The organism is Pseudomonas sp. ANT_J12, from assembly GCF_008370045.1.
Lineage (GTDB): Bacteria > Pseudomonadota > Gammaproteobacteria > Pseudomonadales > Pseudomonadaceae > Aquipseudomonas.
Genome location: NZ_VOBN01000014.1, coordinates 64,698 through 82,531 on the forward strand (window position 1 = coordinate 64,698; position 17,834 = coordinate 82,531).

Sequence of the window (17,834 nt, forward strand, 5' to 3'; positions counted from 1 at the left end):
TTGGCGTTTTTACTCATCGCCCGCTTTCGCATATTCGTGCTCCAGCAGCCCTGGCAAGCGTGCACGACACTGAACGTGAACCCGGTGTTCGATGTGGTCATCGATCAGCACCAGCGCACCGTCTTCGATGCGCCGGTCGTCCAGCGTCATTGAGGTGGAGCCGGTAACGCCTTGGGTGACTTCGAAATGGTAGTGGGTCAAGCCGAATCGGTAAGTCAGGGTAAAACCGGGCCAGTCCTGCGGGATCAAAGGCTCGATCTTGAGCGTGTTTCCGCTGCGTTGCAGACCTAATAGTGACTCCACCCCCAGTCGGTACATCCATCCTGCCGAGCCTGTATACCAAGTCCAGCCGCCGCGTCCTGCGTGGGGCTGTTTAGCGTAAACATCGGCGGCCATCACATAGGGCTCAACTTTGTACGTCTCAATATTGAGAGGGCCGGCGGGGTTGATCAAGTTCAGTAACTCCCAGGCTTTCCGGGCATCGCCCAATTGAGCAAACGCCATAGCTGCCCAGATGGCGGCGTGGGTGTACTGTCCGCCGTTCTCTCGGACACCTGGCACATAACCCTTGATATAACCGGGGTCTTGTTCGCCTTTATCGAATGGAGGGTCGAGCAGCAGGATGGCGCGAATCTCGGGTTTTACCAGATGCAGATCCAGCGCACGCATTGCCAGGCGCTGATGTTTTGCCGAGCCGACACCAGACAGGACTGACCAGCTCTGGGCAATGGAGTCTATGCGGCAATCATCGTTGATTGATGAGCCCAGTAGCTGGCCGTCATCAAACCATGCTCGACGATACCAGGCGCCGTCCCACGCAGCTTTTTCCAGATTGTCACTGAGCTGCCTGGCGTGTTCGTTACAGAGTTGTGCAAAGTCATCATCACCGTAGCGTTGCGCGACAGCTGCGAAACGTTTGAGCACGTCGCAAGTAAAGAACCCCAGCCACACACTTTCGCCTTGGCCGAGATAACCGACACGGTTCATCCCGTCATTCCAGTCGCCGCTACCCATCAACGGCAGCCCGTGCTTGCCACGGCGCAGGCTGTGCTCGATAGCGCGGACACAATGGCGATAAAGTGGCTCGCGCAAATCCGATACACCCGGCAAGTCGTAATAGGACTCTTCGCCACTGTTCAATGCGCGGCCTTCCAGAAATCCAGCAGACTCGTCCAGCACAGTCAGATCATCGGTTATCTCCACATAGCGGTTGGTGGCAGCCACCAGCCACAGGAAATCGTCCGAGCAGGCCGTACGCACGCCGCGATTCAGCGGCGGGTGCCACCAGTGCTGGACATCACCTTCCTGATACTGGTGATTTGCGCACAACAATAAATGGGCGCGTACCGCTGCAGGGTCTGCATGAATCATGGCCATGCTGTCTTGCAACTGATCGCGAAATCCAATGGCTCCACCCGATTGGTAATAGCCACTTCGGGCCAGGAAACGGCAGGCAATGACCTGATACATCAACCAGCCGTTGAGCATCACATCCAGCCCTGCTGCCGGCGTCTTCACTTGGATTACCGAAAGCAGCGAGCGCCAGTGCTCTCGAGCTTTCTGTAACTGTATGGCGGCAACCTGGACGCCCCGGTAGCTCTGCACCAATTGAGTCGCCGCTTGAGCATTCTTCTCTGCACCCATGCGCAGAACTACTTCTGTGCTTTCCCCTGGATCGAGTGCGACGGCTATTTGAATCGCCGCACAAGGATCCAGCCCACCGCCGATGCGTCCGGACAGTCTTGCGTGATGCATTGCCGCCGGCGATTGCAGGCTGCCATTGCGGCCGATGAACTCGCTGCGATCGCCGGTGATGGTGTGGTCGATTGTGTCAGTGTCAAAGAACGCCACACGCTCACCGAACTCGACTGAATAAGCGTTTCGGGCGAACAACGCACCGCTGACAGGATCGGATTGGGTCACCACATGCATCGCTGACTTGCTGCGCAAATCCCCCAACACCCATTCAACATAACCCGTCACGGTGAGTGTTCGTCTGCGTTCGGACATGTTGCGCATAACCATCCGTGAGAACTTGACCGGGGCATCGAGCGCCACATAAACCCACAATTCCGTCTTGATTCCGTCGCCTTCACGTTCGAAAACGCTGTATCCAAAACCGTGGCGCGTCTGATAGTGACCGGCGCCGGGGCAGGGCTGGGGTGTGGCTGACCAGAAATGCCCCGTCTCCTCATCGCGCAAATAGATGACTTCTCCGCTGGGATCGGTAACAGGGTCGTTGTGCCAGGGGGTGAGTCGGTATTCATGAGCATTTTCCGCCCAAGTGTAGGCGCTGCCGGACTCGGATATGACGGTGCCAAGTTGTGCGTTCGCGATGACATTGGCCCAAGGGGCCGGTGTGGGCGTGGTGGCTGTCGAGTTGATCACATACTCGCAGCCATCCTCACTGAAACCGCCATAGGCGTTGTCCAGTAATAACTGACGAGGGATTGGTGCAAGCCGCTTTGCCGCTGCTGTGGGTACGTACTGCCGTGTCGACACGAATGGAGCGTATGCCGGGGCTACGCGTCGGCGGTTTACCTGTTCGGCAATTGAGCCCAACCCTTCGCTGAGCACCAACCGTGCGACAGAGAGGAACAGCGTGCGGTCCTCTCTCGACATTTGTTGCGCGCTGCGCACGAAAATTCCGCCGGGGCGATCCACCAGCGAAGCTTCGCTGCCGGAACTGACAAGCCCCATGATCGCATCCTGTAATTGCTGGCGGTAACCGCTCTGATCTTCATTCCAGATCAACAGGTCCACCACTAATCCTTTCTGGCGCCAGTACGCATGGGCCTGAATCATCTTCTGGACCAGCTCGAAGTTATCCAGGCTTTTTACCCGCAAGAGCACGATAGGCAGATCGCCGGAAATCGACTGCCCCCAAAGCCCCTGCTGGTTGCGTCGATTACTCATCAATATGGCGCTGTCTGAGCGTAATGCGGCGTTGGCGTAAAGCAACGAAGAGGCCATCTGTTCAAACAACCGGGCGTCTGCGGGTGAAGCGTTAAGCTGTCGCAACAGCACTTGGCTGTGGGTCCATGACAGATCGAAGACCCTGTCTGCCAAGTGGCGATCGCGGTATTTATTGATCAGGGAAATGCAATCGTCTCGGCTATCCGCCACGCCCGTCACAAGATCGATGGTGGCCTGCTGTCCCGCTTGCAGTGTGATACGGCAGCGGATCGCCACGATCGGATCAAGCACCGCGCCGTGACTTCCCGATAATTGCGCACACCCGGGCGCCATCGCGGCAGGCGCACTCAAGTTGAGCCCTCGACCGATGAAGCGTGCTCGGTCCGTTTCGTAGGAGATCGTGTCGATATGAACCCCGTGTGCCGCCAGCAAGTGACACATCCACGGTGTGTGTTCAACACTGGATCGAGGACGGCGACTGCAGATGATGGCTTGCAGCGGTAACAGCAACTCGGTCTGCACGAACAACTTGCTGAACGCTGGATGCATTGCATCGGTGTCAGCCGGGGCCAGCACCACTTCTGCGTAGGTGGTGATCTCGAATTTTCTGGCAGAGGCCCCGCGATTAGTGATGTGCAACCGGCGTAGTTCAATGTCGTCTTCTGGCGAAACGACGATTTCCATGTGTGAGTCGTAATCCATTTCCAGCGCCCGAAATTCTGCCCGGGCATCGCTGAAAATGGCCTCCTGAACCTCTGTGCGGCGCAGAGTGGGTTGAAACGCAGCGGACCAGAATTCGCCGCTCGCGATATCCCGCAAATAACAGAAAGTACCCCAATTATCTTGAGTGATGTCCTCGTGCCAGCGACTTACAGCCATATCATTTCGGCTACTGTAGCCGCCGCCTGCACTGCTGAGCATTACGTGATAGTTGCCGTTGGAGAGCAATTGAACGGCGGTACGCTTCCGCCCTGGTTGGGCAAATAACCTCAGCTTGGTGTCGTGGCTCTGGCCGTTGTCACCAACGGCTGGTGTTTGGGAGGGTTGCAGATAAGGTTCTGTTGCTTTGGGCACGCGCTCCTGCAGCAACAGCAGGGCAGATCGCAACGCAGGGTCTGACTCGAAACGACGTTGCATCGGCTGGTTGAGCAGCACGCTGGTCAAGGCGAGCAGGCTCATGCCTTGATGGTGAGCCATGAACGACTGCACCAAGGCGAAACGCTGGCCACTCGGTAATCGTGCTTCGGTGTAATCGACGGCTTCGTAAAGTCCGTAACGCCCCATCGCGCCCTGTTGAGCGAGGCGTTGCAGGTTTTTGCAGGCGGCCTCGGCATTTACCATCAGCGCCAGGGCACTGGCGTAGGGTGCTATCACGATGTCATCGCTCAAGCCGCGCTTAAGGCCGAGCGCCTGCACGCCAAACGCTCGGTATTGGTAATTGAACTGGGTATCGAGCATGTAGTAGCCCGACTCCGATACCCCCCAAGGTATGCCAAGGCTTTTGCCTTGTTCGATTTGTATGGTCACGGCGGCACGGCAGGTCTGATCTAGCAGGCTGCCGTCATAGTTGGGCATGACCAGCAGCGGCATCAGGTATTCGAACATCGACCCGGACCAGGACATCAAGGTTGGTACGCCGGCATAAACCCCCAACAATCGGCCCAAGGTAAACCAGGCCCGCTGGGGTATTTGGCCCTGTGCAATCACAACAAAATTGGTCAGGCGCACCTCGGAGGCCAGCAGGTCGTAGTAGCCGGTGTCCAGGCGACGTTCTTCAGTGTTGTAGCCGATGGAAAACAAATCGCGTTTGCGGTCGTAGAGCAACGCGAAATCCATCTGCGAAAGGCCGCCAGTCAGTTTGATCAGCCGATCCAGGAGGCTGATGGACTCGCGGGCGTGGGTACGTACCGCCTCAAGACGAACATGGTGTTCGGTGGACCAGTCGTCACTGTTGAGTTGGGTTAGTTGCCTCAGCGTTTGGCAGAGAGGTTCGTGGTTGAGGAGAGGGGCAGGCAGTTCATCGCGAGCAAGCGCCGCGATCCAGTCGTCGCATTGAGCAGTGAACGCATGCTGCCAGTAGATGCAATCGTCCTCGGCGTTTGCCAGCGGTGCCGCAACGATGGCCCGAGCAGTTTGCAGGTGATCCAGCAATGCATGGGTTTCGAGGGTTTGCGCTGCTCGCTCAAGGATCGGCTGTAACTGATTACACAGGTCTTTCGTATTCTGCGTTTCACCCAGGGTGTTTAACGTATCACGCAGGCCGTTAACGACGGAAAGGCCGAAGAGGGGTTTATCCGGCATTTGCACCAAACCCGCTCGCAAAGTGAGTAGCAGGCCTGCCAGGTTGCCGCTGTCAACAGTGGAGATGTATTGAGGCCTGAGTGGCAGGCGAGTCTGTGTGTCATACCAGTTATAAAAGTGCTGATGGTGACGCTCCAGTGTGTTCATGCTGTCCAGTGAGGCGGCCAGGCGTAGCAACAGGCGTTCGGTGCTCAAATAACCAAAGTCGTGGGCGGCCAGATGGGCGAGCAGGGCCATGCCCATATTAGTGGGGGAGGTGCGATGGGCAATCGTCGGTTTAGGTTCTTCTTGGATATTGTCCGGCGGTAACCAGTTGTCCTGCGGGCCTACGAATTCATCGAAAAACGCCCATGTTCGACGGGCCAGCACCCCCAAAAAATGCAACGCCTCGGGCGAGGGGGCGAACGCCGCGTGCTCCGGCTTGGCACTAAGACGCCAGGCGATCCATGGACCTGCCAGCCAAGCCAGTAGCAGCGGAGCGGCAATGGTCAGCCTGACCGGATCAGTCAACAACCCGGCCAGCGCGCTCAGCGCAAGCAGTGGTCCAAACCACATCTCGCGGTAGAGTCCGGATACCCGATTCGACGAACTGCGCTCGACCTCGCGGGACGGCTGCCATTGCAACAGCAAGCGCCGGCTGAAAAATATACGCCACAGCGACCGCGTAATGGCACCAGCGCTGTAGTACATCTCGAACGGTAGCCAGGCGATGGCGGCGCAGACTTGCGCGAGGTCTTGTGCCAGCCCATTAAGAAGGGCTTTGAGGTACTCCCGATAAGGCACGTTCAGTGGTGGTTGCAGGACATCGGTAAAGGTTCTGAGCAACGGTTGGATAACCAGCAAACCGACCACCGCCAGTGTCCAGGCCAAGGGTTCACTGCTGGCAAACCAGCCCCAGACCAGCATTGACAGCAAGGCCATTGGCTCAAGACTTCGACGCAGATTGTCGAGGATCTTCCAGCGCGCCATGACGCCCAAGCGGTTGCGCGTCCATTCACCTCGTGTATTGCGTGCCCAAGGGAGCAGCCATGGGACTAACTGCCAGTCACCGCGGATCCAACGATGCCTGCGTTTGATGTCGGCGCTGTAACGGGAGGGGTATTGCTCATACAACTGCACATCGCTGAGCAAACCCGAGCGTGCGTAGCAGCCCTCGATCAAGTCGTGGCTGAGTATCTGGTTATCTGGCAGACAGCCTTCCAGCGCACAGCTAAAGGCATCCACATCATAGATGCCCTTGCCAATGAAGGACCCTTGCTGGAACAGATCCTGATAGATGTCCGACACCGCACGGGTATAGGGGTCGACACCACCATCACAACCAAACAACCGGGAGTAGAGGGTGCGTGGTGTGCTGGCAAGGCTGATGCCTACGCGCGGCTGCAACAACGCGTAACCGGATACGATTTTTTCCTTGCGAGTGTCGAACAAGGGCCGGCTGAGCGGGTGCATCATGGCTGCCACACATTGGCGAGCAACATCCTGCGGCAGCAATGTGTCGGTATCGAGGGTCAGCACGTAACGCACCGATAGAAGGGGGCGTATGTCACCGACAATCGTCGTGAAACGCGTTTTGCCGGTGCCGCGCAGCAACGCATTTAGGTCGTTGAGTTTTCCTCGTTTGCGTTCATGCCCCATCCACACCTGTTGCCCGGGGTTCCAGCAGCGCGATCGATGAAACAGGAAAAACCGGTCGACCACGCCTTCAGCGTATTTACGATTGAGTTGGTTGATAGCCTGGGAGGCGAGTGTCAGCAATTCTGCGTCCTGAACCTCGACCTCTTCTGGCGCATCAAGAAAATCAGTGAGCAAGGCGAAAAACAGATTATCGTCGCGATTGGCCAGGTACCTGACCTCCAGGCCTTCCACCAGCTCCTCGATATCGGCACTAGTCGCGATGAGTGAAGGAATGGCCACCAGCGTGCGAGCTTCCTCAGGAATACCGCCGGCGTAGTCCATCTTCGGCAATATGGTGGGCAACAGGCTGAAGGTCACTAGCCAATTGATCAGACTGATTGCCAGGCGACTGGTCATGATCAGGCAGGGCACCGCCAGCGCCAGCAAGGCCAAGTCGGGCAGACCGTCACGACTCGCAGAGGCGAGCAATGGCAAGGCAAAAATCAGTGTGAGAACGCCTACCGGTGTCAGGTAAAACATCAATGGTGAAAATTGCAGAAGGCGCTTCCAGCGCTCATGCATAGGCACGTTGGCAACAAGCCTTTGTTCAAGAACACCAATGCCAGCGCCGATCAGGTAATAGCCGATATGGCTGTGCAGCGAGCTGTCCAGTGCCGCTGCGTGCTGCTGTCCCGACAGATCAACGACGATCTGAGCCACCTGAATCTCTGGCCGATGACTGCGCCTGGCGAGCCGTTCGATCATGTGTCGATAACTGTCGCGGGTGGCGAAATCCATGAAAGGGTAAACGGCGGCGGGGTCTTTCTTCAGAGTCTGTTCGACATGACTCATCGATTCGACGAATTCGCGCCAATTGGTGGCCGTCAACAGGCGCAGGCTTGCGATGCTATTGCTGATAGACACTTGGTCGGCAGACTGTTGCTGCGCGTCGAGGTGTACCTGACGCTCTGTGCTGGAGCCCGTTTCACCCAGTATTTGCTCGATCCAGTTGAGGGGCAGGGCGAGGGCCACACTCTGGCCCTGCAAGCGGCGGGCAAACTCAGCTACGAACGCAGCACTCAACCGTGGCACCGAATGGGCCATGTCGGCGACGGTCAGCACGACATTTTTTACATCACGCCCGGAAACCTCGATCAGGCGCTCGGCCCAGTCATCCGCCCTGTTTCGGTCGTCCGAGTCTGCCATTACCCGTGACGCCACCCGGCGCAGGTTTTCGATCAACGCAAGGCGCACCATGATCGGGATCGCCCATAGCTCCCCCAGTGCCAGTGGTGTTACGGTCTGATAGGCAACGATGAAGCGTCTGAGGCTCCGTTCGTCGAATCGGCCGTCACCATGGGAGATCGTTTCCAGCGCAATGTCATAGACCCGTGGAAGGCCTGCGGAAGGGCCGTTGGTCAAGCGTGGCAACTCCCGGCTGTAGCCTTTGGGCAGATGCTTTCTGGCGGTACGAATGTGATCTTCAACGAGGAAGTAGTTGTCCAGTAACCACTCGGCGGCCGGGGTGACGCGACGGCTGGAAGACTGCGCCTGCGTCAGCGCGGTGCAGCTTCGGTTGAGCACAACCTCATTGTCGTCCAGTCTGCCCAGTAGAGCATCGTGGGAGGACAAGGCACTGACCTGATGCTGGTTGGCCAGGGCCATACCGTGACTGGCCATTTGGTCTGCGTTGAACAGTTCGGCGCGTAGAATCGGCTCATCGGCAAACTTGATTCTGGCGAACTTGCCGGTTCGACAAAAGGCAGCCAATCGAGGTAACAACAGTCTGATGCGTGTCCATATGCTTGTCATATTCCCCCTGATCTGACACGCGTGCTCGCACACCCGATAACGATGAGTTGAGCGCGGCGCAGGCGCCTGCGTGTGCCATGTGAGCGTCACTATTCGAGAAACTAGAAGTGTGCTGACTTGACGCCATTGCAGTCTGTTCGGTGGCGAACATACCGATGGGCCTTGCGTCTGCCGGGTCAGCTGATGAGTAGGTGGTTTTCTACAAGTTTTACGCCTTGAACCGCCCAGGCTGTGTGTTCGACTGCTTTACGTTCAAGCCATCGGTGAACTGTGCCTTCGAGCGTTACTTGATTGCCCTGCACAGTGACGCGGATCTTGCTGGGATCCAGCTCGGCACTTCGTGCCAGGGCTTCTTCTATAAGCGTCTTGATATCTTGAATGCTGTCTTTAGGCTTTATGGTTATACGGTTGTCGATCCCCACGATCCCTTGCAATTGCTGTATGAGGGCTTTTACGGCGGCTTTCTGGTATTGCCATTCCACATGCCCCTCAATCGTTACCCATCCGTGCTGAACCTTGATCTGAATGGGCTCCTTGGAAACCGCCGTGTCCCAGTGAATCAGATCCAGACAACGGGAGGCGATCACACCATCATCAATAGCGTGGGCGCCGGATACCTGCACCTCGAGCTCTTCTGCCACGGCAACGACGCCTTTAACGCTCTGAACTGCGTGTTCGGCGGCGATTTTTTCAGCGTAAGTCCTCACATGCCCGGTAAGTACAACAACGCCGTTTTCGATGGTGACACCAATAGCGGCAGCATCGATGTGCGGTAAAAACTCCAGCTCGTCCAGAATACTTCTACGTAACGTCAGGTCATTCATCATCAATCCTCTTGGCGGGCAGATTCTCCACGGCCAATTACTGCGCACCGGGTTCTTCCTTGGCGATTCATGGCGTGTGCAGTCCGGTGATGAACCGCTGAGAGCTTTGCGAGTTTGCGGGGGGAGGGCGCTTGCTCGATGCCAAAATGGTCTCAAGTTAAAGCGCCGTCTGTGCGTCAGCACACAGACGTGCCGTAACGACCACGCGCACGCTGTTGGAATCGTTTCTCAAGACAACTACGGAACGTCACGCCTTGCGCCATTAAGGTATAGCCCCACAAACACTCACCCCGGTGAAGCCGGACGAGGTCCTCAATGATGGCTGACGTTGTCTTTCTGCTCGACGTCGACAACACGTTGCTGGACGGCGACCGCGTTGTTGATGACTTTCACGAGCACTTGAAAGCGCATTTGGGAGACGACCATGCCCGGCGCTACTGGGCAATCTTCGCCAGATTGCGCAAAGAACTCGGCTATGTCGACTACCTGGGTGCCTTGCAGCGCTACCGGCTTGAGATCGGGCAGGGCAGTGCAGACGAACAAAGATTGTTGATGATGGCGTCCTTCCTTATTGACTACCCGTTTGCCGATCGACTCTACGCACATGCACTGCAAGTCATAAGGCATCTGGGCCAATACGGCCTGACCGTAATCCTTTCCGATGGCGATGTGGTTTTACAGCCGCGCAAGCTGCAACGCTCGGGGCTGTGGCAGGCCGTAGAAGGGCGTGCATTGGTCTATGTGCACAAGGAAAAGATGCTACAGGCCGCAGAACACCACTATCCCAGCCGTCACTATGTGATGGTTGACGACAAGTTGGGCATCCTGGCGGCCATGAAGGATATCTGGCAAGAGCGGTTAACCACCCTTTTTGTGCGACAGGGTCATTACGCCATGGACCCGCAGATCATCGCCGCCGAGCCGGCGGCCGATTTTACGATTGAATGCATCGGCGATCTCGCCGCGGGTGATCTCTCGTACCTGTATCCACCGGCTATACGCCGCTGATCGGAATTGCCAGATTCTCCATGGCGGCCGAATAGTCACCTAGTCGCGCAGCACGGTTGCAGGTGGCGCGGTGCTGGAGCGCGCGCTGGGCTTGCTTTACTTTGCCAGGCTCGCCGCGCCAGATATCGAGGGCCGCCTGCTGGATCGCGCGTGCGAACGAAAACGTCAATGCCCAAGGTAGCCTGGACTTGAAGCGACGGTTCATCGCGTTCAAACGCGCTGTCGCCAGTTCGGCACTCTGGCCGCCCGACAGAAACGCGATGCCCGCCACGGCGGCTGGCACGGCGCGCAGGAGGGCCGTCACGGTGGTGTCGGCCACCTCGTCGATGTTGTCCTGATGGCTGCAGTTCAGGCCCGGCAGGAGCATGCTCGGTTTCAACACCATGCCTTCCAGCAGCACGTCTTGCACATGCAGTTGCTCGAAGACTTCGTGCAGCACTAGCGCGCTGACTTCGGCACAACGTTGCAGCGAGTGATCGCCCGACATCAGCACTTCGGGTTCAACCACGGGCACGAGCCCAACCTCCTGGCAGAGGGCCGCGTAGCGCGCCAGTGCATGAGCGTTGGCCGTGATGCATGCTGGGCTGGGCAGACCGGCGCCCATCGAGATCACCGCACGCCACTTCGCGAAGCGCGCACCGAGGGCGGCATAGCATTGCAGCCGTTCGCGCAAACCATCCAGCCCTTCGGTGATTTTCTCGCCGTTGTGTCCGGCCAGAGCCTTCGCACCGGTGTCGACTTTAATCCCGACGACGATGCCGGCATCAGTCAACACCTGCACGAACGGCCTGCCATCGGTACACCGCTGGTAGATGGTCTCGTCATACAGAATTACGCCGCCGATACTCTCGGCCAGCCCCGGAGTCGTGATGATGAGCTCACGCCACCCGCGTCGCGCCGCCTCAGTCGGTTCAATGCCAACGGCTGCGAAGCGTTCGTTGCAAGTAGGGGTACTCTCGTCCATCGCAAGAAGCCCCTTGCCGTTAGCCAGCATCTGGCGTGCCGTATCGACAAGCTCGTGGGTATTCATATGCTCGCCCCCCATTTCCAGTTGCGGATTTCGGGCAGGTCCTCGCCATACTGGTTGATGTAGAGCTTGTGCTGGACAAGCTTGTCCTGAACCATCTGCTTCAAGTAAGCGCCCCTGCTGCCGAGATGAGGCAAGCGGTCGACAACGTCCTGTACCAAATGAAAACGGTCCAGGTCGTTCTGGACCCGTATGTCAAAAGCCGTGGTAATCGTCCCTTCTTCCTTGTAGCCGCGCACATGCAGGTTGCGGTTGTTTCGACGATAGGTAAGCCGATGCACCAGGCAAGGGTAGCCGTGGAAGCCGAAGATGATGTGCTTGTCCTTGGTGAACAGCGAGTCATAGTCCGCATCACTCAACCCGTGCGGATGCTCACTGGCTGACTGCAGTTTCATCAGGTCAACGACATTGATTACCCGAATCCGCAGGTCGGGTAAATGTTCACGCAGAATGGACACGGCCGCCAGAATCTCAAGTGTCGGAGTATCGCCGCAGCAAGCCATCACGACGTCCGGTTCGCTGTCCTGGTCGTTGCTCGCCCAGTGCCAGATCCCAACGCCCTGAGTGCAGTGCACGACCGCCTCATCCATGGTCAACCATTGCGGCAGCGCGTGCTTCCCGGCGACGACCACATTGACGTAATTACGGCTGCGCAGGCAGTGATCGAATGTTGATAACAGACAGTTCGCATCGGGCGGCAGATAAACGCGAACGATGTCGGCTTTCTTGTTGATCACATGGTCGAGGAAACCTGGGTCCTGATGCGTGAAACCGTTATGGTCCTGCTGCCAGACGTGCGAGGCAAGGAGGTAGTTCAACGAGGCGATCGGCCGTCGCCACGCCAGCTCCTTGGTGACTTTGAGCCACTTGGCATGCTGGCTGAACATCGAATCAATGATGCGGATGAAGGCCTCGTAGCTGTTGAAAAGCCCATGCCGACCGGTCAGCAGGTAGCCCTCCAGCCAGCCCTCGCACTGGTGCTCGCTCAGCATCGAATCGAGGACGCGGCCGGTGGGCGCGAGAAACTCGTCGTTCGCAACGGTCGCCATATCCCATTGGCGGTTGGTGACATCAAAGACTGCGCCAAGCAGGTTCGACAATGTCTCGTCCGGCCCGAAGATTCGAAAGTTGTCGGGGTTCAGCTTGATGATGTCCTTGAAAAACTCTCCGAGCACCAGGGTGTCCTGGGCGAAAACGGCGCCGGGGGAGGAGATCTGAACCGCGTGTACACGGAAGTCGGGCATATGTAGATCGCGCAGCAACAGTCCGCCGTTAGCGTTTGGATTAGCGCCCATGCGCCGCAGGCCTTTCGGTGCCATCTCGGCCAATTTCGCAATCAATCGTCCGCTGGAGTCGAATAGCTCCTGCGCCTTGTAACTCTTCATCCAGCTTTCAAGTTGAGCCAAGTGCTCGGAGTGATGGGCATCGACCAACAGCGGCACCTGATGCGAGCGGAAGGTGCCCTCGATTTGTAGCCCATCGACACTTTTCGGCCCGGTCCAGCCTTTGGGTGATCTGAGAACGATCATCGGCCAGCGCGACCGTGTGACCGATTCAGTGGAGCGGGCAACTGTCTGCAATTGCCTGATTTGCGCGATGACGGTGTCTGTCGCGCGGGCCATCAGTTCGTGCATCGTCGCAGGGTCGTCGCCCTCGACAAAGCAAGGCTCCCAGCCGCAGCCACGCAGAAACTGCTCCAGTTCGTCATGAGCGATGCGCGCAAGCAACGTCGGATTGCTGATCTTGTAGCCGTTCAGATGCAGGATCGGCAGCACTGCACCGTCAGTGACCGGATCGAGAAAACGGGTGGACTGCCACGCCGTGGCCAGCGGGCCGGTCTCGGCCTCGCCGTCGCCGATGACGCAGGCCACTATCAGATTCGGATTATCAAATGCGGCACCGAAGGCGTGGCTGAGTGAATAGCCGAGTTCGCCGCCCTCGTGGATTGAGCCTGGTGTCGTCGGTGCGACATGGCTGGAAATACCGCCCGGAAACGAGAACTGCTTGAACAGCTTCTTCAGTCCTGCTTCATCCTGGCTGATATTCGGATAAACCTCGCTCCAGGTGCCTTCAAGATAGACGTTACCGACGATTGCCGGGCCTCCATGTCCAGGACCGGCAATGTATATCATGTCAAGATCGTGATTTTTGATCACTCGATTCAAATGCACGTAGATGAAGTTCTGGCCCGGCGTCGTACCCCAGTGGCTGACCACGAGCGGCTTGACGTGTGACATGGTCAAAGGCTCAAGCAACAGCGGGTTGTCGTAGAGGTACATCTGGCCGACCGAAATGTAATTGGCGGCTCGCCAGTAAGCGTTCATGCGCCACAATTCATCTGCAGCTAACGTCGGTACATCGACGGCAAGCTGCCCGGCGACGTCAACGTTTTGATTCTCTTGCGTCAAGGTGAGCGCGTCGTTCATGGTCACTGTTCCTTTTGTGAATTGACGGTAGGGGAATTCAGGGCCGGGGCCGCTCGGCAGATCGCCAGAAAATCCTCGGACTTCAGACTGGCGCCGCCAACCAGGACGCCATCGACTTGCGGCAACGCCAGAATCGAGTGCGCATTGGAAGGTTTGACCGAACCGCCATACAGGATGCGTACCTTTTGACCCTCAGCCCCGAAGCACTGGGTCAGGCATGCCCTGATGTGCGCATGCATTTCAATGATTTGTTCGGACGTTGGCATCTGGCCGGACCCGATAGCCCAAAGTGGCTCGTATCCGATCACTGCGTCGGACGCCGTCATCTCCTTGGGCACACTCCCGGCGATCTGATCGCCGCAGATGGACAGGGCATTCCCTGCAAGCCGCTGCGCGTTCGTCTCACCGATGCAGATGATTGCCAACAGACCCGCACGTCGCGCCGCTTTGGCCTTGGCGGCCACGACTGCATCAGTCTCCCCGTGATGCTGGCGGCGGTCCGAATGCCCGACGATGACTGCGCAGGCGCCGGCATCCTTGAGCATCTCTGAGCTGAAGTCTCCAGTGAAGGGGCCCGAGATCTCAGCACTGCAATCCTCCCCACCGATCGCGATGCGTCCAGCAGCCGTCTGCACTGCGCGCGTGATCAGTGTTGCGGGCAGGCAAATCAGAACCTCGGTCGATGGTAGTGTCGCTTTCACCGAGGCGGCCACCGCTTCGATCTCATGGAGCTGGGATGCCACGCCATTCATCTTCCAGTTTCCGGCGATCAGTGGTTGCATAGGCTGCTTCGCTCTCCCGTTCGAACCGCAAGGCTCCTCGATAAGGTTTGACGATGCGCTCCGACAGCGCTTCGTTCTGTGCGCCAGCGCACGCTACGGTCAACTTGGTGTGAAAAGTGGAACGCAGAAAGGGTCGTATCGCTCCTTCAGGCAACCCAGAGAAAGCGCATTAGGCACTTGCGTGTGGTAGCGAACAGACCTATTCCGCATGCGTAGGTACAGTCGATTACAGGCCTCGGTTTCCGCCAACTACTGCATAAGGAGTTGAGATCATCGTCGCCGATACACACCGGCCGCATAAGAAATACAGCGGGAGTATAAGAATGAAAATCTCAAGTATCGGTCCTCATCGAATGGGGGCCAGCACGCTTAACCGTTTTGCACTTGGCGCTCGGGGATTCAGGCGTTGAAGGCGCTCAACGCCCGGCCCGCATGGTTAGCGCTGGCAACACACTACGCACAAATAGGCAGCACACATCTGCGTGATTTGTTTGCTGCGGACCCGGAGCGTGGCACACGCTTTGTGCTTGAGGCCGCCGGGCTTTACCTTGATTATTCAAAAAACCGCATCAGCGGCGAGACCATCGGTCTGTTAGCCTCGCTGGCACGCGACTGCGATCTTTATGAGCGTATCGCCGCAATGTTTCGCGGCGAACTGATCAACACCACCGAACAACGGGCGGTGCTGCATACAGCCTTGCGAGCACCGGCGTGCGAGCAATTGTGGGTAGGCGGCGTTGATGTTGTAGCTCAAGTGCACTGCGTGCTGGATCGCATGTCCATTTTCAGCGAGCAGATCCGCAGCGGCACTTGGTGCGGTCATACCGGCAAGCCCATACGTCATGTCATCAATATTGGTATCGGTGGCTCCGATCTCGGCCCAGTGATGGCGTACGACGCCTTAAAACACTACAGCCAGCGCAATCTGGATATGAAGTTCGTCTCCAACGTTGATGGTACTGCGCTGGCTGAGGCCACCCATGGGTTGAAGGCGGAGCAGACGCTATTCATCATTTGCTCCAAGAGTTTTCATACGCAAGAGACGCTGACGAACGCTCTTGCTGCGCGAGCCTGGAGTCTGTCCCAGCTGGGAGACGAGGCTTCGGTGGTGCGCCATTTTGTGGCCATCTCAACCAACACCGAGGCGACCGCTGCATTCGGTATCGCGCCCGAACAGACGTTTCCTTTGTGGGATTGGGTAGGAGGTCGTTATTCGATGGCATCGGCCATAGGCCTGTCGACCATGATAGCTATCGGACCAGCTCGTTTTCGCGACATGCTTGCTGGCATGCGAGCCATGGACGAGCATTTCCTGCACGCACCGATCGAACGGAACATGCCCGTAATGATGGGCTTGCTGGCGATATGGAATAACGACTTCCTTGGTGCCAGCACGCAAGCGATTCTGCCCTATGAACAGTACCTGTCACGCTTTCCTGCTTACCTGCAGCAGTTGACCATGGAAAGTAACGGCAAACATGTCACTTGTGATGGAGCCGCTGTCGGTTGCGACACATCACCCGTTGTGTGGGGGGAACCGGGTACAAACGGCCAGCATTCGTTCTACCAGCTACTGCATCAAGGCACCCGATTGGTGCCTTGTGATTTCATTGGCTTCGCTCATAGCCTTATCCCGTGTCAGGGAGACGACAGGTTTTTTGACAACCAGCATGACCTTTTGATGGCCAACCTGATCGCAGCTTCCGAGGCACTGGCTTTTGGCAAGACGGCGAGCGAACTCTACGCCGAGGGCACAGAAGAGGCCCTAGTGCCGCACCGTGTAGTGGGAGGCAACCGGCCCAGCAATACTCTGTTGGCCATGCGACTGAGCCCGCACACACTGGGCGCACTGGTAGCGTTGTACGAACACAGCGTTTTCACGCAAGGTGTGATTTGGGATATTGATTCTTTTGACCAATGGGGCGTCGAGTTCGGCAAGGTTCTGGCTGGGCTGGTGTTGGCCGAACTGACCGAATCCGAACATGTGGCGCTAGCGCACGACAGTTCGACCAATGCATTGATAAGAAAGTATCGTCATCTTCAATGATTTTTGGTTACAACCCGTGCTACAACTCTTCTAATCGAAGTGAATCGAATGAAACTAGACCTCTGCAACCACTAAAAATTTCTGTAAGCCTCGTCCGATCCTGGTTACCTCAGCACTTCTGGTTTTGGTGCTGCAACCTGAACAGCTAGCTCCCCAAACGATGAGCTGGCATCTACATATCGCATCGCCGACTTCACATCCTTCCAGCCCACATAACTCATCAAACTCTTAATGTCCCAGCCATTCGCCGATGCCCAGGTCGCGAATCCGCGGCGCATGGAGTGACTGCTGTAGAGATCAGCCGAGACGCCAGCCTGCTCGAAGATGCGGCGAAGCAGTGGTATCAGGCTATTAGAGTTGATACCGCCGTCAGCAAGGTTTCCCCAACGATCGACCTTCCTGAATACAGGCCCGCGCGAAATGCCGGCGACGGTGATCCAGTTGATGTAAGCCTGAACGGGGCAGAGCTTCTTGAGCGCGGGGGTGTGGAATGTCGTCCCCAGGTGTTGTCGATCGCCTTTCGTATGCGGCAGGTAGAAAGTGATCCCTATCCCTGACTCGGCTTGGGTGTGTTCGACCTGAAGACGTGCCAGTTCATCACCCCGGAAACCCCTCCAGAACCCGATCAGCACCAAAGCAATGTCTCGCCGATGTCTGATCATACTTACAAATTGGCCGCGCTCAGCCGCGAGAGCTGCCTCTCGCTCAAGCCAGCTCACCGCTTGCTCCAGGTGGAATAGAAGGAGAGGGGCTGCCTGTTTTTCTTGGGTCGGATGCAATGTCCGGATGCCCTTGATCATTTGCTTAACAGTCGGCGTTTTTGTGGGATCAGGGAATCCCTGCGTGATGTGCCACTGAGCCAATGCGGCCAAGCGCTGCTTCAGCGTGTTGATGGCGTGCTTATCCGCATACTCGGCGAGGTAACGCACGATGCCATCCCCAGTGGCAGGCAGGAACCCACCCCAGGTCACTTCGAAGTGCTCCACCGCGGCACGATAGCTTAGCCGGGTGTTTTCCCGGGTGCCGGCCTGCAGATAACGATCAACTTTGTTCATCTCGACCCTTCTACGCGAA

General features: G+C 57.4%; 8 protein-coding genes. 2 read left to right on the forward strand and 6 right to left on the reverse strand.

Annotation, left to right across the window (positions count from 1 at the left end; all coding sequences use genetic code 11):
* Nucleotides 1-9: 9 nt before the first annotated feature.
* On the reverse strand, nt 10-8,646 hold the full coding sequence (locus FQ192_RS24060; protein ID WP_149660781.1) for a GH36-type glycosyl hydrolase domain-containing protein: 8,637 nt from the start codon (nt 8,644-8,646) through the stop codon (nt 10-12).
* A 176-nt stretch (nt 8,647-8,822) separates the two neighbouring features.
* The gene (locus FQ192_RS24065; RefSeq protein ID WP_149660782.1) at nt 8,823-9,470 is read right to left on the reverse strand and encodes a BON domain-containing protein; all 648 of its coding nucleotides are present in this window, start codon (nt 9,468-9,470) and stop codon (nt 8,823-8,825) included.
* A gap of 315 nt (nt 9,471-9,785) precedes the next feature.
* Here FQ192_RS24065 and FQ192_RS24070 point away from each other — a divergent pair, with 315 nt between their 5' ends.
* Nucleotides 9,786-10,478: an HAD family hydrolase gene (locus tag FQ192_RS24070; RefSeq protein ID WP_149660783.1), complete on the forward strand. Its 693-nt coding sequence runs from the start codon at nt 9,786-9,788 to the stop codon at nt 10,476-10,478.
* Here FQ192_RS24070 and FQ192_RS24075 read toward each other — a convergent pair.
* The 3 genes from FQ192_RS24075 to tpiA are packed head-to-tail and all read right to left on the reverse strand — an operon-like array spanning nt 10,465 to nt 14,713.
* Complete coding sequence (locus FQ192_RS24075) at nt 10,465-11,508, reverse strand: class I fructose-bisphosphate aldolase (RefSeq protein WP_149660784.1); 1,044 nt, start codon at nt 11,506-11,508, stop codon at nt 10,465-10,467. The two genes, FQ192_RS24070 and FQ192_RS24075, sit on opposite strands and share 14 nt — an antisense overlap.
* Entirely contained in the window at nt 11,505-13,931 is a 2,427-nt protein-coding gene (locus FQ192_RS24080) for a phosphoketolase (RefSeq protein ID WP_149660785.1), read from the reverse strand. The genes FQ192_RS24075 and FQ192_RS24080 overlap by 4 nt, the downstream gene beginning before the upstream one ends.
* A gap of 2 nt (nt 13,932-13,933) precedes the next feature.
* The gene (gene tpiA / locus FQ192_RS24085; protein ID WP_149660786.1) at nt 13,934-14,713 is read right to left on the reverse strand and encodes a triose-phosphate isomerase; all 780 of its coding nucleotides are present in this window, start codon (nt 14,711-14,713) and stop codon (nt 13,934-13,936) included.
* Nucleotides 14,714-15,119: 406 nt separating this feature from the next.
* On the opposite strand from tpiA, the gene pgi reads away from it, so the two are divergent.
* Nucleotides 15,120-16,760: a glucose-6-phosphate isomerase gene (gene pgi / locus FQ192_RS24090; RefSeq protein WP_149660787.1), complete on the forward strand. Its 1,641-nt coding sequence runs from the start codon at nt 15,120-15,122 to the stop codon at nt 16,758-16,760.
* Nucleotides 16,761-16,864: 104 nt separating this feature from the next.
* Here the strand turns inward: pgi and FQ192_RS24095 are convergent, their stop codons facing one another.
* Nucleotides 16,865-17,815, reverse strand: coding sequence for a site-specific integrase (locus tag FQ192_RS24095; RefSeq protein ID WP_149660788.1), 951 nt, complete (start codon nt 17,813-17,815; stop codon nt 16,865-16,867).
* Between the last annotated feature and the right edge of the window lie 19 nt (nt 17,816-17,834).